Origin of the sequence: Pectobacterium fontis (genome assembly GCF_000803215.1) — a bacterium.
Classification (GTDB): Bacteria; Pseudomonadota; Gammaproteobacteria; order Enterobacterales; family Enterobacteriaceae; genus Pectobacterium; species Pectobacterium fontis.
Genome location: NZ_JSXC01000033.1, coordinates 180,953 through 201,815 on the forward strand (window position 1 = coordinate 180,953; position 20,863 = coordinate 201,815).

Below are 20,863 nucleotides of genomic sequence, written 5' to 3' on the forward strand. Positions count from 1 at the left end.
GCACAATATAGCCTGACCTGAATCAATTCAGCTTCGGGTGTTTGTTATAATATGCTAATAAAAGCATAAGGCGTTGCTGCCAGTGTTACGGTGGCGGTGAATTTACGATAGAAGAATCCTGCAAAATTACATCTACAAGTCCAGAGGTTGTCATGATTAGAAGAATCGGAGTGTTGACGAGCGGTGGCGATGCGCCAGGTATGAATGCGGCAATTCGTGGTGTGGTTCGTGCTGCACTCACGGAAGGGCTGGAAGTTTACGGCATTTATGATGGCTATCAGGGCTTGTACGAAGATCGCATGGAGCAGTTGGATCGCTACAGCGTATCGGATGTGATTAACCGCGGCGGTACGTTTCTGGGTTCCGCTCGTTTCCCGCAGTTCCGTGACGAAGCGGTACGGCAGGTCTGCGTAGAAAACATGAAAAGACGCGGTCTGGATGCGCTGGTGGTTATCGGCGGTGACGGTTCCTATATGGGTGCCAAGCGTCTGACCGAAATGGGTTTCCCTTGTATTGGCTTGCCGGGCACCATCGATAATGATGTGGCGGGTACGGACTACACGATTGGTTACTTTACCGCGCTGGAAACCGTGCTGGAAGCGATTGACCGCCTGCGCGATACCTCCTCTTCTCACCAGCGTATTTCCATTGTTGAAGTGATGGGACGCCACTGCGGTGATCTGACGCTGGCGGCAGCGATTGCTGGCGGCTGTGAATTCATCGTGCTGCCGGAAGTGCCGTTCAGCCCGGAAGATCTGGTTAGCGAAATCAAAGCGGGTATCGAGAAGGGTAAGAAGCACGCGATCGTAGCAATCACCGAACTGGTGTGCGACGTTGATGAGCTGGCGAAATACATCGAAAAAGAAACGGGGCGCGAAACTCGTGCGACCGTCCTCGGCCACATTCAGCGCGGCGGTTGTCCGGTGGCGTATGACCGTATTTTGGCTTCGCGCATGGGTGCCTATTCTATCGAACTGCTCCAGCAGGGCTACGGCGGTCGCTGTGTCGGTATCCAGAATGAGAAAATGGTGCACCACGACATCGTTGATGCCATTGAGAACATGAAGCGTCCTTTCAAAGGCGACTGGCTGGATACAGCGAAAAAACTGTTCTAACCTCGAAAGTTGATGTTCTCGCTATGCGGTGGCGACACAAATCTTGCTGGTTTTGCTGTTATCTGGCGTAAAAAATTATGCTGAGGAGATAGCTGGCTTAGGATGAGCCGCAAGGATGCGGCGCAAGCGGTCCGTTAAGCCAGATACCGACGAAGGCACCGCGTCAGCGGCATAATTTCCGCCGACAGCCTCGGGGTCACGGGGCGGGCGGCGTATGAGCCGCCCCGTGTCGGGCGCGTGCTACGTGGTAGCATGAAAATAATGTCATTATCGCGCACGAAACGGTCTCCTGGATTACATAAAAAGTATTAAGTGAAGTTGAGTTTATCCCTTCCTTGTCTCTACCTCAGCCATTCTGCATATATAACCGACGAGAATATAAAAAGCGGTTTTATTATTTTTTCTGCACGGCCAGACCTGTTAGCCTGAAAATTCCTTCCGTTCTGATGACACGCTGTGCCATGAATATCGATCTTCGCCAACTGCGTCACTTTATTGCCCTGATTGAACATCGCAATTTTACGTCGGCGGCACAGGCGATGAAGCTGTCGCAATCCGCGTTCAGCCGTAGCATCCAGTCGCTGGAGCAGACCATTGGCACCCGCCTGATCGACCGCATGAACCAACTGGAGCCGACGCCGAAAGGGTTGGTGGTGCTGGAGCATGCGCGTCGTCTGATTAGTCAGACGCACGATCTGTTTAATGATATCCAGCAGTTCAATGAAAAAGAGGCGGGCGAAGTCAATTTTGGCTGCGGTCCGGCACCGGCTGCCTGGCTTATGCCGCAGGTGATCGGAACGTTCTCCCGACATTATCCCAAGGTGCGGATGGTTTTTCGTGTCGATAACTGGCAAGCGCTGGGTCATCGATTGATTGCCGAAGAACTGGATTTTATCGTGGCGGATATGCGCAACTTTGAATTCGATACCCGCTATCGGGTACAGCCGCTAAGCCAGCATCGCTGGGGATTTTGCTGTCGTAGCGGGCACCCGTTGGCAAAGCAGAGCCAGATTACCGTCGAGCAATTTTTTTCTTATCCGCTGGCGGCTACGATCCGCCCGCCCAATCTGCATCGGGCGTTGGTGCAACTGAGCGGTAAGCTGGATATTCGCACCAATATTGAGTGTGAGAATGGTTATAGTCTGCTGGACGTGGTGCGCCACTCGGATGCTATCGGCACAACGAATCATTTCGACGAGCCGGAGCGGTACGGCCTGCATATGTTGAAGATTGCGGGGCTGGACGATAATACCGATGAGTTTTATACCCACTACGGCATTATTTATCTGGCGGATGCTCGTCTATCCCAGTTGGCGCGCAAGCTGATTGACACGTTTGTGCAGGTCGACGGTGACCTGCACGGTACATCGGTGGCGCTTACAGCGGAGTGATGCTGAACTCGCTGATTTCCTGACGTGAAAATACCGTTCGAAAACCGAAATAGCCTGGAGTCGGCGTATTCGGATAACTGGCGTGGAAGTAGAGCACATCATCGACCCAAAAACGCGTTTCCCGCTTGTCCACCTCAATCACGATGCGATAGCGATGGTTCGGGCGCAGCAGATGCGCCGCATCGGTATATTCGCCAAGCAGCAGCCGCTCACCGTGACCGTCGTAATACCGAAAGCGCGTGGTGCTGTTCCAGTTACCGCCCATGCCGACATAGTACAGATTCAGGCTGTCATATTCGTTGAGCTTACCGTGTCGGGTAAAGAGGGTCGGCTGATGCAAATCACGCGCAGCCCAGAACTGGTTAAGGTCGGATAAACGGTCATACGGACGATCCGCAACGACAATCTCCCGTGTAAAGGCAATCCGATAGGTGCCGCAGAGCGGGGCATCCAGCCAGAGCGTCAGTCCGGCGGCGCTCTCCAGCGTCAGGCGCTCTGGCGTGGTCTGGATCGCCGTGCGCTCAGGATCTTCCTGTTCCACTTGCCAATGGAGTGGCTGTCCCATTGAATCCACCGACCAAATCAGCGCTGAACGGTGCGGGGAATCGATAATGTCACGCGTGTCGCTTACCTGTGGTGCAAGAAGGAGCGTGTTGTCAGTACAGCCTGAGTCAATCATGGTGATGTCCTGTAACGTGCCGCCGGAGCGGCATTAAGAAGAAGGGGGAATGTCGTCCAGCAAGGCCAGCAGGGCGATGGCGGTTAACCCCCACTGCGCGACGGCGTTGGTCGCCAGATTGGCGACGGTGGTACTGCCGGAGTGCTTATCGATGGTGGAATCAATCAGCGCCTCATTGATCGGCGAGAGCACGATGGGCGGTATCAGGCGTCGCTGTTCGAGCGTCGGATGGGCGATGCCGCCGCTGCCCGAGGTAAACTCTTCCCAGGCGCGCTGCGCCAGCGCACGATCGTTCAACTGTCGTGCGGCAAAGGCCGTCAGCCGGGCATGACCCTGCGCCAGATTGAGCTTTTTCACCGTTTTTCCCACGGCAGCACTTAACGCGGCGGGGTCGTTATACAGCCGACAGTAGTCGAGCCATGCGCGGGTAAAGGCAGGGTCAGGCAGCGCTGTAATCAGTTCGCTACAGATTTCTGTCAGACCAAAAACCGCGCTCAGATGGGAAATTTCCACCTGATCCGGCGGTGCCAGTACGATACGGCCAGTATCGGGGTCGATTGCCGATCCGCCGGTGAAAAAGCCGTGCGGCTGGGCGGCGATGCTCTGCATGCTGGTCAGCAGACGTTCACGTATTGCCAGATTGCCATGCCGCTCCCAGGCGGTGAGCCAGGCGGCAGCGACGGCTCCCCAGTCTGTGCCGAAACCCAGGCTGATATGATGTGGATCGGTGGGCGCTATCTGCCCAATTTTGCGGCCGGGCAGAACGGTGCCGAGCGTGCGTAGTGCCTCGACCTGTTCGTCCATCAGTTCACCGATGCGTTCATCAGCGGTGAGATAGTAGAGGAAGCGGCGATTGGCGACGGTAGAAATGCGCAGTTGTTTCGCGCTGTCGCCCCAGTGGCGCACGTTGTGCCGTGACCCTAATGGGCTGAATGGTCCCAGATGATGCACGTCAACTTCCCCCGTGTGGCGCGTCATGGCTTCCGCCATGCGGAACACCTCGGCGCGCCCGCTGTGCAGGAAGTAATACCAGAGCCACAGATCGGTACTCAGCTCCGAGTTATCCCACGCGTAGCCGCCCACATCGTAGCGCCAGACGTGACGGTCGCTGTCATAGGTGTGCATGACGTCGCCGAAATCCCAGAAGCCGTACCATTTCCGCTGTTCAACCTCCTGCTGGTAGACGTTGAAATACGCATCCAACTGTTTTTCCAGCCGAACGCGGGCTGGTGTGGCGGCGGAGGCGGGCGCCCACATCGATCCAAATGCCTGTGCGCGGTACAAGTCCTGTGCGTCCACGACCAGCAACGGTGGCTGCTGCATACGCCGCGCCCGATTGACCAGATTTTCCGCATCGGGCGTGGCGGGCAGCACATCGATAAACAGCTCGCTGGTGCGTGCCACACCGACCGCCGAGCCAAAACCCGGTTCGTAATCTTCGTAGGTGATCGCCAGGCCTTCACGTTGCTTGGCATAGGTATCCTGACCTAAGCCGTCATGATAAAAGCGCATATCCATCGGTTCTGCCCACGGTGACCATAGCCAGAGCGTGACGGTTGCCACATCGGTATGCGCCTTGTCGATTTCCAGACTGGCGGGATAGCTCTGCCAGAAATGGCGTATTCCGAATGCCACGCCGCCGGTTGGCGTACCCAGATAGCCGACGCCTGCCGCCCGTTCGCCGGTAGCGGAAAGTAGCCAACCCTGTCCGGCAGCGGTGCGTTTGTGTATCTGGAAGCCATCGGGATGGTGCTGGTTCAGACGGTAGCTGCCAAACGCGGGAATATAATCGAGCCGCTTACCGACCTCCGGTGAAAAATCCGCGATTGTCGGCGTGGCTTGTCCGGCCAGTTGTGCCGCGATAACGGCTGTGCCGGGGTCGCGACGTAGCCCGCTCAGGCCGCGTACCGCCTCACGAAACAGCCCGCCCTGATCCGAGACGAAACGTACGTGGCGATCGTGCAATTCCCCGTGGAGCGGGACATCAAACGCCAGCCCCAGCCCTTTCAGGCTGAGCTGTTCGTCGTCGTTGTCATAGATAAGGGTATGTACCACGCGCAGCGAATCGGTGTTCGCATAGCTGTAGAGCCGGATGATGAAGGGGATGCGCGTCCCCTCCTGCTGCCGGGTGTGATGCGTGCCGCGTAGTGCGATCACCGTACGCTGCGGCCCGTTTTGCTCCACCGTGACGGTATCGATTACGCCCTGATAGGTCTCCTGCGTCAGCGTATTATCCGTCTCCGCACCGCGCTGCATACGCAGCACCAGCCTGCCGTTGGTTAACGCCAGTCGGTTATCCCGCCAGACTTCCTCGATCAGGTGAGAACCCGCGCGTGGGATTACACAGCGAATCTGGCCGGTATCGACTGTCCAGCCATGCTGATGCTCGCTGACCATGCGGGTATGCGTGGGTACATCCGCCCCGGCTATCGGTCGCAGCGTCAGGCTGTCTTCGGGCGGCGTGGTGCCGCCCAGCGCATGGGCCGACCATTTAAGCGAACCGTCCGGCCAGTGTGCCAACGGCCAGCTTTGCAGGTCATAATCTCGCGGCTGCGCACCGTGGAGCAGGAAACGACTGTCGGCGCGTACCGCACCCTGAGGCCAGGGCACGCCCCAGGTTACGCCGCTGAAGCTATGAGGGGATTGCCCATCCAGCCAGCGCAGACTGACCTGCGGCGCGGCCTCGCCCGTGCGGGAAGCGGTTGCTGCGCGCGAGGCAGAGACAGGCTGCCAGAACGGCGCCGACAGCGCCAGCAGCGTGCTGTCGCGCAGGAAGCGTCGGCGTGAGTAGGTCATCTTTGCCATGACGTTAGCCCTTGAAATCGTAGCCGACGGAGATCCCGACCATGCGCGGTTCGCCAATCACGCCCGTTGTGGCGCTGGAGCCTCTGACGGAGCGATAATAGTCTTTGTCCAGCGCGTTTTTCACCCACAGCGACACGTTCCAGCGGTTATCGCCCTGCTTGCCGCTCAGTCCACTAGACAAGTTGAGAACGCCGTACGCCGGAATGCGGTTGTATTCGGAATCGTCCAGCGTGCCGTAGGCCCAACTGCGCCATGACCATTGACCAGAAACCGAGGCTTGCAGGTTATTGGGTGTATCCCATTCATAACGCACGCGTGTGTTGTAGCTCAGCGTCGGGGACTTAAATACGCGTTTTCCTGACATATCGCACGAAACGGCAGAGATTTCCGCCGGGCAGCGGGCGTTCGGGAAATTCAGGTAGCGGGCATCCAGAACCGTACCGGCCAGGCTGATGCTCAGACCGTCCAGGGGACGCACCGTCAACTGCGTTTCCCCGCCGCGTGAACGGAATTTCCCGGCGTTAATCAGGTAGCTGGTATCCGTCTCCTCGTCATAGGCATTGTTCTGGAAATCCTCGACGACACTCCAGAACAGCGCGGTATTCCATTCCACTTTGCGCTGTAGCCAGTGGGTTTTAACTCCCAGCTCCGCCGAACGGGTTTTCTCTGGATCGACGTACAGCGTATCAATCCCCAACTGTCTTGCTGCACCCGCAGAGACGTTCAGGCCGCCGGATTTCTCCCCGTAGCCCAGCGTGACGTAAGGGGTGACGTTCGGTGTCGCGAACCAGTTCAGGCTGATGGAACCGGAAGGCAGGTGATTGGTTTGCGACAGCGGGCCAGAGTCAAAGGTCGCGCGGTTCCTGCGCACAAACGTTCCCTCTTTTTTCTCATAGGTCTGGCGCAGGCCGACAATCACATCCAGTTTATCCGCAGCATGCCAGGTGCCACGGCCATAGACGGAATAGACGGTGTCATCCAGCGTACCAAAGCGCTGAACGTTAATGCCCTGATAGCCGTTTCCTACCCAGGTTCGCACGCGGTTATCGTTGTAGTAGCGGCTGTTTGCCTCGGTATCGAGGTTCTCCCCCCAGTAATCGACGCCCAGTGAATAATCGAAGGTATTGCCTTTGGGGGAATCCAGCCAAAAACGTTGCGACCAGACGCGATCGCGCACATCGGCACCGCTGTCGTGATAGAGCGGAATGTTCCAGTTATCCGCCGTGCTGGGCAGCACGCGGAAATAGCGCAGCGATGACAGGGAATTAACGCTATAACCGTTTTTCAACTTCCAGTTGGCTTCTACCGAGCCACCGCCTTGCGCAACACGAATCACATTTTCATCATCCATCGCGACCTGACGACCGTCGACGACCTTGAGGCCGGTTTGTGCCGCTCGGGTACGGAAATCGTCGGTGGCGCTTACCAGTACGGCAACCGGACGCTGGGTGGCGTCGCTGTAGTCGCCAGTGATTCTGAGGCTAAAACTGTCATTAGGTTGATAAAGCAACTGCCCGCGCACACCGTTATTGGTGCTACCGCCGAGCTTATGGCCGTTTTCGATATTGGTGACGTTTCCGCCACGTTCGGTGCGCGACAGGTTGATACGTCCCGCCCAGCGATCGCTGAGTGGCCCCGATGCCATCAGTTTGGATTGCAGATAGCCGCGCTGCCCGACGGATTGTTCCAGTGAATATTCAGGCGTGAAGGTCGGCTTACGAGTGCGAATATCAATCGCGCCGCCAGTGGTATTAAAGCCATAGGCGGCACCTTGTGCCCCTTTCAGCACGCGGGTACTGTCGATATCCAGCAAATCGTTAGAGATGACGCCGGGGCGGGACAAGTAGACGCCATCGACAAATAGCCCGACGCTGCCGGGCATACCGATGTTGGTGCCGCTCTCGCCGCCGTCGCCAATCCCACGAAGGGTCACGGTGGTGTCCATGACATCCACGGTATCGACATCCAGCCCTGTCACTAGCTGTGATAAGTCTTCAAAGCGATACACCCGCTCTTCTTCGAGCGTTTTACCGTCGATCACGGATGCCAGCGTGGTCGGCGGCTGAACGGGCGCACGCTGGGCGTTAACCTTCACGCGTTTGAGTTGGACGGGCGCGGCGGTTGTGGCTTCCGTGCTGGCAGCACTGTCCGTGGCGATCGGCGTGTCGGCGGCTCGTGCCATCGCCGGGAGCGTTAAGACGCAGCTTATTAAAATACCCGAGGTTATTTTGTGCTGATATTTTTTTACGTCGTGTTGATGTCTTTTAAAATACATAGCGCTTTCCAGATTCAGTCAATAGGCTGCCGATTGCCGTGAAATTCACGGCAATACGTGGGCGATAATCTTTGGGGGAAAATAAATTACTGGGTGGCTTTTAGATAAGAATCATCCAGCCATTTATCGACATCGAAAGGCTGCCGAATCAGACGTGATTCATAGGCCAGTTTTACCGCACGTTTTAATTTATCCACATAGGCGGTATCCAATTCGGGTGAAAGACGCTCAGATAATGGCGGTAAGGTATCCCATTCGACGCGTAATATATTTTCCGGATAACCTGACTGGGTGGCTAAGAGGCGAATAAATTCATCTTTATTTTTAGCATCGCTGGCCCAGTTTGCCGCCTCACGTTGCACTTTAACTAAGCGCCGCAGAATATCCTCGTTGCCGTTGGCAAATTTCTCATCCACCAGCAGGAAGCCGCTAAGCTGTCCGGCCCCGTCCAGGTCACGGCTCGACAGCGGAATATCCGCCAGCCCTTTATCCCGCAGCGAAAGCGTATTACTGCCGCCCCAGGTGGCGTCGATTTGTCCGGCGGCTAACGCGGCGCTGGCCGCGGCAAAATCAAGGTTGATCAGCTTCACGTCAGACGGTTTCAGGCCTTGCGAATCGAGGGCGCTGACAAAAGACAGTTCGGCTGCCGTTCCGCGAAACAGCCCGATGCGTTTGCCTTTCAGGTCGGGAATTTTCTCAATACCGGAGCCTTTTGCTACCGCGAGATAGTGATTAATACCGCGCGATGCCACTGCAATCACCCGCGTATCCAGACCGCGCGCGCGGCCGATAATGCTGGCTAAATCACCCAGATAGGCTACGTCAACCTGATGGTTGCCAAATGCTTCGTTGATCACGGGTCCCGCGCCTTTAATAAACGTCCAACGGACGCTGATCCCGTCTTTGCCAAATTCGCGCTCCAACAGCTTCTGGCTGTGGATGACGTCGAGCAGGCCGCCGCCGCTGGGTTTGGTGCCTGCGCCTATGTCTGGTGCGGCAATCCGAATTTCAGTGATAGCCGATGCAATACCTGACCAGGCCATCCCCATTGCCAATAAGCCGGTCACTAACCATTTTCGTCCTGATGTCGTCATTATGTCGTCCGCCCGTGATGAGGTGTTTAAGTGTGAATGTGAAAATATAAGTGTTGTTATTGCGCCGATGCAGAACGGCGTTATGTCGTTGCAGAACCACATTTAAAGGCTTGCCAATAAACTGGCTAATACAAAAAAAGCATTATCATTTTTAATAAATCGCTAAATCAGCATTCATCGCTTATTTCATCGCTATGCAATGAACGAAAAAAAACTATTCCAACTATGCATTAGCCTATCGAGGTTTATTGCCTTTAGTTTGTCGATAGACAATCAGTTCATTACCTTTCTGATTAAGTAATTAAATGCATATCGATATACAGAACCATACATTGACTTTATTTCGCATGCAGAAAGAATCGATTATTCCCACGTTATTTAGGTCGCCTATTTATGACGCTGGTAAGTTGAAGTATGACGGGTATCAATAAACACGGTCAGGAGTACCTACCATGACGGAATTACTCTATGCGGGAGCGGCTTCAGGATCCCGGTCTTATTTACCGGCTCCGACGCCACACGCCAGCCGGGTGAGTGGCGTCGTACCGCCGCGCTTAGCGCCGTTGAATACGCCGGTTGCGTCCCGACCGGAGCGCTGGCTGGCGGCGATCGCGACGCTGCTATTGCACGCGGCAGTGCTGGCGCTGTTCAACGGTGCATCAACGCCGCCGCTTACGGTGCCCGCCCGCCCACAGCCCGTCAGCATCGAGCTGGTTGCGGCGGCGGCAGAGCCGGAATTGCCCGTCGAGCCTGCGGAACCGTTTGAGCCAGAAGCGGTGACGCCGCCGGAAGAAATCGTACCGCCCACCGTGGACAAGCCGGTGGATGACAACGCGCTGTTGCCGCCAGTGCCTGAGAAAAAAGTGCCTGAGAAAAAGATCGTGGAGAAAAAACCAGCGCCGAAAAAGGTCGCGGTGAAAAAGAGCCAGCCGACACCAAAACCTCAGGCGGAAGCCAAATCAGTCGCTGCCCCGACCACGCCCGCGCCGGTGGCACCACAGGCCGCCGCGCAGCCAGTGGACGCGCCGTTAACACCGCCGCTGGCGAATGCGGATTACCTGCATAACCCCGCGCCGTCGTATCCCGATGTGGCGATCAGCCGCGGTTATGAGGGCACCGTGCTCCTCAATGTACAGGTACGGGCTGACGGCAAGGTGCAAACCATTCGGATCCATCAATCAAGCGGCTATCCCTCGCTCGACGAGGCGGCCAGAGAGACGGTACAGCGCTGGTCTTTTGTTCCGGCGCGCCGCGGCAACCAACCGGTTAGCGGCTGGGTGGTGGTGCCGGTCGATTTTTCACTAAATTCATGAGGTAGTGGTTATGACGCTCGGACACATTGAACTCTTTTCTGCGGAAGGCGCGGTGATCGTGTTGCTGCTGTTGTTTTCTCTCGTCACCTGGGGGCTGGGGCTACTGAAATTCGTCCAATACGGACGGGCACAGCGCCGCAACCGACGCTTCCGTGCCGCTTTCTGGCAGCAGGATGACGTCAGCCAGACGCCGGAAACCAGCGCCAAACAGCCCGGTTCACTCGCTAATCTGGCGCTGGCGGCGGTCAAAGCGCCGGAGCGGATTAGCGGGCAGTTAGCGCTGAATATTCACCTGCCCGACCGGGTAGAACGTGCGCTGCAACAGCAGATCCAACGCGAGCGCCGAGCGCTGGAAAGCGGTCTGGCGATTCTGGCGAGTATCGGCAGTACCTCGCCGTTTATCGGCCTGTTTGGCACCGTTTGGGGCATTATGGCGGCATTGCAGGAGATCGGGCTTTCTGGCTCTGCCAGTCTCGATACCGTCGCCGGGCCGATAGGCAACGCGCTGATCGCCACCGGAATAGGGATCGCGGTCGCGGTGCCTGCGGTGTTGATCTACAACTACTTTCTACGCCGCCTCAAACTGGCTGTCGCGGATATGGATGACTTCGCCCATGATGTCTACAGCGTCATGCAGGCGAACGATTTTCATGTCAGCACGTTTCATACCAGCGCGGAATCCTCGACCCCCGCTTTCTCCGTGAAGAACCTGAGAGAGGTGGTGTGATATGGCGTTTACCTCGCGTAATGATGACGATGTGATGAGTGAAATGAACATCACGCCGCTGGTGGACGTCATGCTGGTGCTGCTGGTGGTGTTTATTGTGACAGCACCGATGTTGACCAATGCCATTCCGATTCAACTCCCGAAAACGTCGGCGGTGGCACCCGCCGATCGCGCCGATCCGCTGGTGATTAGCATTGATGGCGAACAGCGCGTATTCATCAATAAAGAGAATCTGGCGCGTGAACAACTGGTGCCGCGTTTGCAGCAGGCAAAAGCGAGCCACGCGGATCTGGTGGTACAGGTGCAGGCGGATAAAGCGGCGAATTACGGCGAGGTTGCCGCGTTGCTGGCCGATGTCGAGCAGGCGGGGATTACCCGTCTCTCCCTGCTGACGCAAAAATAACCTAGCGGAAACCGACGATCATGATGCCCAAATACTCGCTGCGAATACGCCCCGCGCCGGATGCTGCACTGGCCGCGACCGCACTGTCGGCGGGGTATTCTGCGCGGGTCGTATCTTTAGTTGTGCCATTACTGGTACTGGCTGGCTGGTGGCTCGCCAGTCGTCACGGGTGGATGTCTGAACAGATCCTGCCGTCGCCGCTGGCGGTGATAGATAGCGCGCGGGCTTTTATCCCGGAAGAGTTGATTCACCAACTGCCTATCAGCCTGATGCGTTTGGTGATGGGTTTTAGCGGCGGCATCGCTCTGGGTCTGGTGCTGGGCAGCCTGTTTGGTCTGCATCGACGGCTGAATGCGCTGTTTATGCCGCTCTTTACCGTTATCGCGCAGATTCCTACGCTGGCCTGGATCCCGCTCCTGATGTTGTCACTGGGTATTGGTGAAGCGCTGAAACTGGTGGTGCTGGTGAAATCAGTGACGGTGCCGGTGACGCTGTATACCTGCGCGGGGATTCAACAGACGCCACAAAAGCTGCATGAAATGGCGCGTAGCCTGCGTTTACCCCCTGTGGCCTTTCTGCGTTATCTGATTCTGCCTGCGATGCTGCCGTATGTGATGACGGGCGTGCGGCTGGCGTTCTCTACCGGCTGGGTCGCCTTGATTGCGGTCGAACTGCTGGCTTCCAGCGAAGGGTTGGGCTATCTGCTGGTGCAAAGTCGCCAATTGTTCATGCTGGATCTGGTGTTCGTCTGCATTCTGATTATTGGAATACTGGGCTTTGCCGGAGAACGGGTGCTGCTGACGCTGGAGCGTCGCTGGATCCACTGGCCTGCGCCCGTGCTGGGGCGTGATAGCTTAAGCACTACGCTGCGGAGCCTGTCGCTGACGCCCTGGCTAGCGCCGTTAATGCTGCTGGTTTTGTGGCAGATGAGCAGCGTCCACGGATGGGTGCATGCGGCCTTCCTTCCGGCACCCAGTAATGTGATCGACGCGCTATGGACGGGGTTGATTCAGGGGGGGCTACTCGCCGATCTCAATGCCAGCCTGCTGCGAGCGCTACAAGGTTTTCTGCTGGGGAGCGTAATCGGAGGGCTGGTGGGGGCGCTGTTGGGGGGCTGGCGCATCGCCGACAGGCTATTTAATCCGGCGCTGTCTGCGTTGCGCTGTGTTGCGCTATTCGCCTGGCTACCGCTGATTACCGCCTGGTTCGGATTAGGGGAGAGCGCCAAGATTGTGTTTATCGCCGTGGCGGCATTTTTTCCGGTGATGCTGGCTACCCGTCAGGGCATCGCCCAGCTTCCGCCCGCGCTGCTGGAGGTGGCGCAGGTGCTGCGTTTGACGCCAGTGCAGACACTGCGCACGCTGGTGTTGCCCAGCGTGTTGCCGCCGCTGTTTTCCGGCCTGCGGCTGGCGTTGATGCATGCGTGGACTGGCGCGATCGGTGCCGAGTATTTCATGCCGTCGGGAGAAGGGCTGGGTGGCATGATGATTCGCGCACAGCAGTTGCTTGAATCCGATCGCATCATGGCGGGAGTGGTGCTGATTGCGGCTGTGGCCGCGTTATTTTCCCGATTTATTACCTTATCCGAGCGGCGGCTGACCCGCTGGCGCTTCGTCTGACGGTTAACGGAGACGCTATGTCCCTGCATTTTCAGCATATTACCAAATACTTTACCGTTAACGGCGCACTGCTGACGGTGTTACAAGACATTGACCTGTCGCTGCATGCGGGCGAACTGGTTGCCATCATCGGTGCCAGCGGCTGTGGTAAATCGACGCTGCTGCGTCTGGCGGCTGGCATTGATACCACCGAGCGTGGATGCATTCTGGTTGGCGATCGGCCTGTGCGCGGTATTCCCGATGAGGTCAGTCTGGTGTTTCAGGAGCCGCGCCTGTTTCCGTGGCTTACCGTGACGGACAATATTCGTCTCGGCATGCTCAACCTCAGCCTGTCTCCTGCGGAAACCGAACAGAGAATCGCCCATTATCTTCAGATGATGGGACTGGAAGGCTTTGCCGATGCGTGGCCGCATCAGTTATCCGGGGGAATGGCGCAGCGCGTCGCTATCGCCCGCGGGCTGGTATCGACGCCGCGTATTCTGCTGCTGGATGAACCTTTCGGCGCGCTTGATGCGCTGACCAAACAGCAGTTGCAAGCGCGTCTGGCAGAGATACGCCAGCAAACGGATTTGACGATATTGCTGGTGACGCACGATGTGGAAGAAGCGGTTTTTCTGGCAGACAGGGTAGTGGTGATGTCGCCCCGACCCGGCCGGATCAGCGCGATCTTGCCCGTTCCTTTGACTTATCCCCGTGACCGTACCAGTGCAGCGCTTCTGGAACAACGGCAAGCGGTCAGTCAGGCGCTGCGGCAGGCGGATGTCGTTACGGCCTGATGGCTTTGTCTGCTTACCGCTTTCTCTAACCCTTGATCATCGACAGAAACCGCCGCGAAAGGCGGTTTTTCCTTTCCTCCTGTCAGGTGAGATCATTCATTTTCGGCATAGTGATGTGTTGCCATTAACTGGCATAATGCGTAGGTCATTGTCGGTTAATACCTTAACGAGACGTTCCCGTCGGGCATGAGTCGGCGTGTTGGCCTACACTCGTTAGGGTCGCGCCTGTTGGCGTCGATGCATGCTAGCGCTAATTGCCGAGAAAAGTGCTTACTTGCTAATATCTGCCCGGCGTATAAGGGCGGGTATATCTAGAGATTATTGAGGTTTTCGCATGAAAAAAGTTACCGTTGCCGCAACACAAATGGCGTGTTCCTGGGATCTGCCCAAGAATATTGAAAACGCCGAAAAACTGGTGCGACAAGCGCATGCAAAAGGCGCGCAGGTTATCCTGATTCAGGAACTGTTTGCCGCACCGTATTTCTGTATCGATCAAAGCCCAGAGCATTACGCGTTGGCGCAGGAGCTGGAAACCAGCCCGCTGATTAGGCATTTTTCCGCGCTGGCGGCGGAGCTGAACGTGGTGCTGCCGTTGAGCTTCTTTGAACGCGCCAATAACGCCTATTACAACTCGCTGGTGATGATTGACGCGGATGGTGCCGTGCTGGACGTGTACCGCAAAACCCATATTCCGAATGGCCCGGCGTATCAGGAGAAGCAGTTCTTCATTCCGGGCGACACCGGTTTTAAAGTCTGGCAGACGCGCTACGCAAAAATCGGCGTGGGTATCTGTTGGGATCAGTGGTTCCCGGAAACCGCGCGCAGTCTGGCGTTGCAGGGAGCAGAGCTGATTTTCTATCCGACCGCGATTGGCTCTGAGCCGGCTTACCCGGATATCGATAGCCAGCCGCACTGGACGCGGGTTCAGCAAGGTCACGCCGCCGCGAATCTGGTTCCCGTGATCGCCTCCAACCGTATTGGGACGGAAGCCAGCAAATATATTGACGGTCTGGAAATGACGTTCTACGGTTCGTCTTTCATTGCCGATCAAACCGGTGCGCTGCTGGCACAGGCCAACAAAACGGATGAAGCGATTCTGGTGCATGAATTTGATTTAGAAGCGATTGCGGCGCAGCGTGCCTCATGGGGCCTGTTCCGCGACCGTCGTCCTGATATGTACGGTGCCCTCGCCACCTCTGACGGTAAAACCCGGAGATAAGTGATGCCACAGTTATCGACTTCCCCTCTCACCACGCCGCGTCAGGATGGTTTTGCGATGCCCGCCGAATGGGCACCGCATGACGCCGTGTGGATGATGTGGCCGTACCGTACCGACAACTGGCGCGAACAGGGCGTTCCGGCGCAGAAAACGTTCGCACGCGTGGCAGAAGCCATCGCCCGCAACACGCCCGTTATCATGGGCGTACCTGCGCGCTACATGGCGGAGGCGCAACAAGTGATGCCAGTGAACGTCACATTGGTGGAAATGGAAAGCGACGATGCCTGGATGCGCGACACTGGCCCAACTATCGTGCTGAATCCGGCGGGCGAACGTCGGGGTATCGACTGGCAGTTCAACGCCTGGGGCGGTGAACTGGGCGGCCTGTACGAAGACTGGCGTCAGGACGAGAACGTCGCCGCCCAGGTGTTGGACTATCATCAGGCCGCACGCTATGCCGCGCCGCTGATTCTGGAAGGCGGCTCGATCCATGTTGATGGTGAGGGCACGCTGCTGACCACGGCGGAATGCTTGCTCAATCCGAACCGCAATCCGCATTTAAGCAAAGCGGAAATCGAACAGCTCATGCGGGATTACCTCGATATTTCGACGGTTATCTGGCTGGAAGAGGGCGTGTACAACGACGAAACCGACGGGCATATCGATAACATGTGTTGTTTTGTGCGCCCCGGTGAAGTGGCACTGCACTGGACGGATGATGAAACCGATCCGCAATATGCTCGCTCTGTCGCGGCCTATGAGGTGCTGTCGGCGTCGCGGGATGCGCAAGGTCGTGAGTTGAAAATCTGGAAACTGCCTGCACCCGGCCCCTTGTATGCGACCAAAGAGGAAGCGCAGGGGGTGGACAGCGGCGATGCGATTGAGCGCCTTGCCGGTTTGCGTTTAGCTGGTTCTTATGTGAATTTCCTGATCAGTAATCAGCAGATTATTTTCCCGCTGTTGGATGAGAAAACCGATGACGTTGCACGCGATCTGCTGCAACAGATGTTCCCTGGCTATCTGATCAGCGGCGTGCCTGCACGGGAAATCCTGCTGGGTGGGGGAAATATTCACTGCATTACGCAGCAAATCCCGGCGGTGAAGTAAGCGTTGCGCTGTTAGCAGACTGCTGAAAAGAAGAGGGCGAGTATTTTGCTCGCCATAAAAAAGCCGGTTGGCGCGACAGCGTGAACCGGCTTTTTGATTTGATTAGACGAACCGATGTCCGTCCGTTTTTTCTAAACGCTTAGCCGCGTTTCGCGTCGGCGGCGGCTTTCACGATGACCGCAAAAGCGTCAGCTTTTAGCGATGCACCGCCAACCAGCGCCCCGTCGATGTCCGGCTGGGTGAACAATTCTGCGGCATTGGCCGCATTCACCGAACCGCCGTACTGGATGATAACTTGTTCCGCAACGGCAGCATCTTGCTTGGCGATGTGATCGCGGATGAATTTGTGTACGGCCTGCGCCTGCGCAGGGGTGGCAGATTTGCCGGTGCCGATAGCCCAGACTGGTTCGTAAGCGATGACGGTGTTTTCAAACGCTTTCGCGCCCAACGTATTCAGCACAGCATCCAGTTGACGCGCACACACTGCTTCCGTCTGGCCCGCTTCGTTTTCTGCTTCGGTTTCACCAATGCACAGCACCGGAATCAGGCCCGCGTCTTTCAGCACGCCAAATTTCTTCGCAATGAATTCATCGCTTTCTTTGTGGTAGGTGCGGCGCTCAGAGTGGCCGATGATGATGTATTTCGCACCGATATCTTTCAGCATCTCGGCAGAGGTTTCGCCAGTGAAAGCACCGGAAAGGTTCACGTCAACGTTCTGCGCACCCAGCGCAATGCGGCTGCCTGCCAGTTGGTGATTAGCCTGATCGAGATAGAGGGCAGGTGGTGCAATCGCTACGCCGCAGCCGTCAACGGTGCTGAGTTCTTTACGCAGACCCGCGATCAGTTCGTTGACCATGTGAGTGCTGCCGTTCAGCTTCCAGTTACCCATAACTAATGGATGTCGCATCTTTTTTTCCTCCAGCCGGAATCGCGAATGAATCAATATGTTAATAAATCAAGGTAGTAATGAACCAATGCATAAATTTTACTGCCATCAGGCAGTATGACCTGCCCACAGTATAGAGACGAAATGTGACCGTGGCTCTGTTTTTCGTCATGAATTACTGTGTTGATCACGGTTCAGATAGCGTTAGCTTAATCGGTTCAACAGCAAAAGTTAGCCCTTTTTCGCCATCATCTGCAACCACATAACGCAAGGCACCTTCCGTTTGCTGATAAAAGCGCTGCCCTTTGCCTTTTTCCAGCAGTTCGGTGACCTTTTTCAGGCTCTGTTCTTCCGTCAGCGAAGGCGCAAATGCGCGTGCCAGCGCAGCCATATAATTGATAGCCTGCTTGCGACGCGCCGCGGTCTCTTGCTCGATCTGTGGCTGTGGTAGCCAGGTAATTTGCATCGTTTTGATTTTCCCTGTGCCTTTTTCCAGCGCGGTTGAGGCATAGAGGTGATCGTTAATGCGGCTGGCGGCGCGGGTCAATATGCTGATGGGATTACCGGTATCGACAACGCGAAATTCACCGATCGGCAGCGTGGGATTGCTCAGATTGTAGCGGGAACGAAACTGCGTAATGGTTTGATCGAAGGTGGGGGCACCCGCCAGCAGATAGGGCGCATTGGCTGAGGTGGTGGGCGGGAACGTCGGATCGGCTCCCGCATGAGTTTGGTACAACACCAGCGATGATAAAACCAAAAGTGAAGTGATGCGTTTTCGTGTCATAGGGATTCGGTTCAGCTACTTCAGAAGATGTCCGGGCCGATAACGGCAGAATACGTTTGATTAAAGCGGCATTTGTACGTCGTTGTCAAAAATCGCGTAAAGGTTGCGGGTAATTATCGGGATTAAGGTAAAATCAGCAGAACAAAAATACCGATTCATCCGGCCAGGCAGGCTGACAATTCAGGGCGTTATGGTTAATGACATTACAGCAATGGTGCTTCTCGTTTAAAGGCCGCGTCGGTCGTCGTGATTTTTGGCTCTGGATGGGGATTTGGTTTGCGTTGATGGCGGTGTTGTTTACGCTGTCTGGCCAAAGCTGGCTGGATACGCAATCAACGGCGTTTGGTTTGGTGGTTTTGCTGTGGCCGACAGCGGCGATTATGGTGAAACGGCTGCACGATCGTAATAAGAGCGGCTGGTGGGCGCTGCTGGTCGTGGTGGCGTGGATGCTGGCCTCGGGGAACTGGACGATGTTTTCCGCTATCTGGCAGTGGGGTATTGGCCGCTTCCTGCCGATCCTGATTATTGCGATGACGTTGCTCGACTGTGGCGTTTTTCTGGGAACAAAAGGGGAAAATCGGTTTGGCACTGCGGCGGAGCCGTTTCGCTTCCGCCGCTGATAATGAGGTTTACCAATAGTTCTCGGCAGTCATATGGCCAGGTCTGCGGCGCAGGTGTTTGGTCATGTGACGTTCTTCTTTCAGCAACAACTGAGTATCACGTACCATCTGCGGGTTACCGCACAGCATGACGTGGCTGGTTGCGGTATCCATCGGCAATCCCACGGCGGCTTCCAGCGTACCGTTGCTGATCAACGTGGGAATACGGCCTGTCAGCGAGCCAGTTTCTTCCTCGCGACTGACAATCGTTTGAATACGCAGTTGGCCGTGGTAGCGCTGCTGTAATTGCTGCATCAGCGGGAGATAGCTCAGATCGCGTGAGAACCGGGCGGCGTGAACCAGCACGATATTCTTAAAGCGCTCCAGATCCTTACCTTCCTGAAGAATGGACAGATACGGGCCGATGCCTGTACCGGTTGCCAACATCCACAGCGTTTCGCAGTCAGGAATCTCTTCCAGTACGAAAAAGCCTGCGGCTTCCTTAACGATCATGACGTCCGAACCGGGTTGTAGCGTATGCAAATGCGGGCTGAGCTTGCCTTCCGGCACGGTCACCAGATAGAACTCAAGCGTGGGATCGCTGGGCGCATTGACATAGGAATATGCGCGCTGCACTTTCTCGCCATCAATCTCCAGCGCCAGTTTGCCATACTGCCCGGCAGTGAATGAATCCACGGGGGCGTTAACCCGAATGCTAAACAGACTTTCTGTCCAGTTTTCCACCTGAACCACTTTGCCTGTCACCCACTCAGCCATATTTTTCTGCTCCTGTTGTACCCGTCATACTTCAAACTGCATGTAAGTCGAGCGTCTACGATACGCTATTTATTAACAACAGTGAAACAATCAGTCCGTCGGGTAACGGCCTGCTACAGCAGAAATTCGTGCAGTGTGCGATCTTTACGATCCAGATAGTGCGTCGATTTAATCCGGCGGATCGTGCGGGATTTGCCGCGGATCAACAGCGTTTCGGTGGTAGCCATGTTGCCTTTACGCATGATCCCGTCGAGTAAATCGCCTTTGGTGATGCCAGTAGCGGAGAAAATCACATTATCGTTACGCGCCATATCATCCAGTTTGAGGACGCCACCGGCTTCGATGCCCATGTGGCGGCAGCGTGCCAGTTCGTCTTCACCGATGCGGCGGTTTTCGGCGCTATCGCCTTTAACCTGATGACGGGCCAACAGACGCCCCTGCATGTCGCCATCAAGCGCGCGGATAACGGCGGCTGAAATCACGCCTTCTGGCGCGCCGCCAATGCCGTACAGCACGTCAACTTCGCTGTCCGGCATGCAGGTGAGGATGGATGCTGCTACGTCGCCGTCAGGAATGGCGAACACTTTCACGCCCAGTTGCTGCATTTGCGCGATGCAGGCAGCGTGGCGCGGTTTAGCCAGCGTCGTCACGGTTAATTGGCTGAGCGGTTTACCCAGTTTCAGCGCGACATTACGCAGGTTGTCTTCCAGCGGCAGGTTGAGGTCAATCGCGCCTTTTGCCTCTGGCCCGACGATCAGCTTTTCCATGTACATGTCTGGAGCATGCAGAAATGCGCCTTTTTCGCCAACGGCCAGCACGGCCAACGCATTCGCCTGACCCATTGCTGTCATCCTTGTACCCTCAATCGGATCGACGGCGATATCCACAGCATCGCCCTGACCAGTGCCGACCTGCTCACCGATGAAGAGCATTGGCGCTTCGTCGATTTCCCCTTCGCCGATGACAATCTGACCGTTGATATTGACCTGATTCAGCATGATGCGCATCGCCTGTACGGCGGCATTATCGGCGGCGTTTTTATCGCCTCGGCCTAACCATTTATAGCCTGCCAGCGCGGCGGCTTCGGTGACGCGCGAGAACTCGATGGCTAATTCACGTTTCATAAATACCTGTCTGTTGTCGATCGGGAAAGGAGTGGCCTCATGTTAGCCACTTAAGTCTGGATTGAGGGGAAACCCGGTGATGAGGTTCCCGCAGGGATCCCTCGCACCGTGGCCGCCCCGCTATCTCGGTGCTTAAACGAGCAACATTCGGATATGGACAGGGATGT

At 56.3% G+C, this 20,863-nt stretch carries 18 protein-coding genes; 10 read left to right on the forward strand and 8 right to left on the reverse strand.

Annotation, left to right across the window (positions count from 1 at the left end):
- The first annotated feature begins 152 nt into the window (after positions 1 to 152).
- Positions 153 to 1,115 carry a 6-phosphofructokinase gene (gene pfkA, locus OI69_RS11150; RefSeq protein ID WP_039350120.1) on the forward strand — a complete coding sequence of 321 codons (963 nt, stop codon included), beginning with the start codon at positions 153 to 155 and terminating at the stop codon, positions 1,113 to 1,115.
- Between the two features lie 461 nt (positions 1,116 to 1,576).
- On the forward strand, positions 1,577 to 2,506 hold the full coding sequence (locus OI69_RS11155) for a LysR family transcriptional regulator (RefSeq protein ID WP_039350194.1): 930 nt from the start codon (positions 1,577 to 1,579) through the stop codon (positions 2,504 to 2,506).
- Here OI69_RS11155 and OI69_RS11160 read toward each other — a convergent pair.
- The 4 genes from OI69_RS11160 to OI69_RS11175 form a co-directional block, all read right to left on the reverse strand.
- A complete protein-coding gene (locus OI69_RS11160; RefSeq protein ID WP_039350122.1) occupies positions 2,493 to 3,185 on the reverse strand; it encodes a DUF6250 domain-containing protein in 693 nt (230 codons plus the stop codon). The genes OI69_RS11155 and OI69_RS11160 overlap by 14 nt on opposite strands.
- A 33-nt stretch (positions 3,186 to 3,218) precedes the next feature.
- The gene (locus tag OI69_RS11165; RefSeq protein WP_039350123.1) at positions 3,219 to 5,990 is read right to left on the reverse strand and encodes an exo-rhamnogalacturonan lyase family protein; all 2,772 of its coding nucleotides are present in this window, start codon (positions 5,988 to 5,990) and stop codon (positions 3,219 to 3,221) included.
- A gap of 4 nt (positions 5,991 to 5,994) precedes the next feature.
- On the reverse strand, positions 5,995 to 8,265 hold the full coding sequence (locus OI69_RS11170; protein ID WP_039350125.1) for a TonB-dependent receptor: 2,271 nt from the start codon (positions 8,263 to 8,265) through the stop codon (positions 5,995 to 5,997).
- Positions 8,266 to 8,351: 86 nt separating this feature from the next.
- Entirely contained in the window at positions 8,352 to 9,359 is a 1,008-nt protein-coding gene (locus OI69_RS11175) for an ABC transporter substrate-binding protein (RefSeq protein WP_039350127.1), read from the reverse strand.
- A gap of 452 nt (positions 9,360 to 9,811) precedes the next feature.
- Here OI69_RS11175 and OI69_RS11180 point away from each other — a divergent pair, with 452 nt between their 5' ends.
- The 7 genes from OI69_RS11180 to aguA all read left to right on the forward strand — a co-directional run bounded on the left by OI69_RS11180 (position 9,812) and on the right by aguA (position 16,523).
- A complete protein-coding gene (locus OI69_RS11180) occupies positions 9,812 to 10,672 on the forward strand; it encodes an energy transducer TonB (protein WP_039350128.1) in 861 nt (286 codons plus the stop codon).
- Positions 10,673 to 10,682: 10 nt separating this feature from the next.
- Entirely contained in the window at positions 10,683 to 11,399 is a 717-nt protein-coding gene (locus tag OI69_RS11185; protein ID WP_039350130.1) for a MotA/TolQ/ExbB proton channel family protein, read from the forward strand.
- A 1-nt stretch (position 11,400) separates the two neighbouring features.
- Positions 11,401 to 11,802 carry an ExbD/TolR family protein gene (locus tag OI69_RS11190; RefSeq protein ID WP_039350132.1) on the forward strand — a complete coding sequence of 134 codons (402 nt, stop codon included), beginning with the start codon at positions 11,401 to 11,403 and terminating at the stop codon, positions 11,800 to 11,802.
- Between the two features lie 20 nt (positions 11,803 to 11,822).
- Entirely contained in the window at positions 11,823 to 13,421 is a 1,599-nt protein-coding gene (locus OI69_RS11195; protein WP_039350133.1) for an ABC transporter permease, read from the forward strand.
- Positions 13,422 to 13,438: 17 nt separating this feature from the next.
- Entirely contained in the window at positions 13,439 to 14,197 is a 759-nt protein-coding gene (locus OI69_RS11200; RefSeq protein ID WP_039350135.1) for an ABC transporter ATP-binding protein, read from the forward strand.
- Between the two features lie 334 nt (positions 14,198 to 14,531).
- The gene (gene aguB / locus OI69_RS11205) at positions 14,532 to 15,416 is read left to right on the forward strand and encodes an N-carbamoylputrescine amidase (RefSeq protein WP_039350136.1); all 885 of its coding nucleotides are present in this window, start codon (positions 14,532 to 14,534) and stop codon (positions 15,414 to 15,416) included.
- 3 nt (positions 15,417 to 15,419) lie between these two features.
- The gene (gene aguA / locus OI69_RS11210) at positions 15,420 to 16,523 is read left to right on the forward strand and encodes an agmatine deiminase (protein WP_039350138.1); all 1,104 of its coding nucleotides are present in this window, start codon (positions 15,420 to 15,422) and stop codon (positions 16,521 to 16,523) included.
- Between the two features lie 139 nt (positions 16,524 to 16,662).
- On the opposite strand, the gene tpiA is transcribed toward aguA, so the two are convergent.
- A complete protein-coding gene (tpiA, locus tag OI69_RS11215; RefSeq protein WP_039350140.1) occupies positions 16,663 to 17,430 on the reverse strand; it encodes a triose-phosphate isomerase in 768 nt (255 codons plus the stop codon).
- Between the two features lie 166 nt (positions 17,431 to 17,596).
- The gene (locus tag OI69_RS11220; protein ID WP_039350143.1) at positions 17,597 to 18,196 is read right to left on the reverse strand and encodes a YiiQ family protein; all 600 of its coding nucleotides are present in this window, start codon (positions 18,194 to 18,196) and stop codon (positions 17,597 to 17,599) included.
- A 197-nt stretch (positions 18,197 to 18,393) separates the two neighbouring features.
- On the opposite strand from OI69_RS11220, the gene OI69_RS11225 reads away from it, so the two are divergent.
- A complete protein-coding gene (locus tag OI69_RS11225) occupies positions 18,394 to 18,816 on the forward strand; it encodes a DUF805 domain-containing protein (protein WP_039350146.1) in 423 nt (140 codons plus the stop codon).
- A gap of 9 nt (positions 18,817 to 18,825) precedes the next feature.
- Here OI69_RS11225 and fpr read toward each other — a convergent pair whose 3' ends face one another.
- Both fpr and glpX read right to left on the reverse strand, forming a co-directional pair.
- Positions 18,826 to 19,572: a ferredoxin--NADP(+) reductase gene (fpr, locus tag OI69_RS11230; protein WP_039350148.1), complete on the reverse strand. Its 747-nt coding sequence runs from the start codon at positions 19,570 to 19,572 to the stop codon at positions 18,826 to 18,828.
- Positions 19,573 to 19,685: 113 nt separating this feature from the next.
- Positions 19,686 to 20,696, reverse strand: coding sequence for a class II fructose-bisphosphatase (gene glpX / locus OI69_RS11235; RefSeq protein ID WP_039350151.1), 1,011 nt, complete (start codon positions 20,694 to 20,696; stop codon positions 19,686 to 19,688).
- Positions 20,697 to 20,863 lie beyond the last annotated feature (167 nt).

What these genes read in the sequence shown, in the direction of transcription:
- OI69_RS11225 (WP_039350146.1), top strand. Translation starts at nt 18,394, where the DNA reads ATGACATTACAGCAATGGTGCTTCTCGTTTAAAGGCCGCGTCGGTCGT.
- aguB (WP_039350136.1), top strand. Translation starts at nt 14,532, where the DNA reads ATGAAAAAAGTTACCGTTGCCGCAACACAAATGGCGTGTTCCTGGGAT.
- aguA (WP_039350138.1), top strand. Translation starts at nt 15,420, where the DNA reads ATGCCACAGTTATCGACTTCCCCTCTCACCACGCCGCGTCAGGATGGT.
- OI69_RS11170 (WP_039350125.1), bottom strand. Translation starts at nt 8,265, where the DNA reads ATGTATTTTAAAAGACATCAACACGACGTAAAAAAATATCAGCACAAA.
- OI69_RS11165 (WP_039350123.1), bottom strand. Translation starts at nt 5,990, where the DNA reads ATGGCAAAGATGACCTACTCACGCCGACGCTTCCTGCGCGACAGCACG.
- fpr (WP_039350148.1), bottom strand. Translation starts at nt 19,572, where the DNA reads ATGGCTGAGTGGGTGACAGGCAAAGTGGTTCAGGTGGAAAACTGGACA.
- tpiA (WP_039350140.1), bottom strand. Translation starts at nt 17,430, where the DNA reads ATGCGACATCCATTAGTTATGGGTAACTGGAAGCTGAACGGCAGCACT.
- glpX (WP_039350151.1), bottom strand. Translation starts at nt 20,696, where the DNA reads ATGAAACGTGAATTAGCCATCGAGTTCTCGCGCGTCACCGAAGCCGCC.
- OI69_RS11155 (WP_039350194.1), top strand. Translation starts at nt 1,577, where the DNA reads ATGAATATCGATCTTCGCCAACTGCGTCACTTTATTGCCCTGATTGAA.
- OI69_RS11200 (WP_039350135.1), top strand. Translation starts at nt 13,439, where the DNA reads ATGTCCCTGCATTTTCAGCATATTACCAAATACTTTACCGTTAACGGC.
- OI69_RS11220 (WP_039350143.1), bottom strand. Translation starts at nt 18,196, where the DNA reads ATGACACGAAAACGCATCACTTCACTTTTGGTTTTATCATCGCTGGTG.
- OI69_RS11175 (WP_039350127.1), bottom strand. Translation starts at nt 9,359, where the DNA reads ATGACGACATCAGGACGAAAATGGTTAGTGACCGGCTTATTGGCAATG.
- OI69_RS11180 (WP_039350128.1), top strand. Translation starts at nt 9,812, where the DNA reads ATGACGGAATTACTCTATGCGGGAGCGGCTTCAGGATCCCGGTCTTAT.
- pfkA (WP_039350120.1), top strand. Translation starts at nt 153, where the DNA reads ATGATTAGAAGAATCGGAGTGTTGACGAGCGGTGGCGATGCGCCAGGT.
- OI69_RS11190 (WP_039350132.1), top strand. Translation starts at nt 11,401, where the DNA reads ATGGCGTTTACCTCGCGTAATGATGACGATGTGATGAGTGAAATGAAC.
- OI69_RS11195 (WP_039350133.1), top strand. Translation starts at nt 11,823, where the DNA reads ATGATGCCCAAATACTCGCTGCGAATACGCCCCGCGCCGGATGCTGCA.
- OI69_RS11160 (WP_039350122.1), bottom strand. Translation starts at nt 3,185, where the DNA reads ATGATTGACTCAGGCTGTACTGACAACACGCTCCTTCTTGCACCACAG.
- OI69_RS11185 (WP_039350130.1), top strand. Translation starts at nt 10,683, where the DNA reads ATGACGCTCGGACACATTGAACTCTTTTCTGCGGAAGGCGCGGTGATC.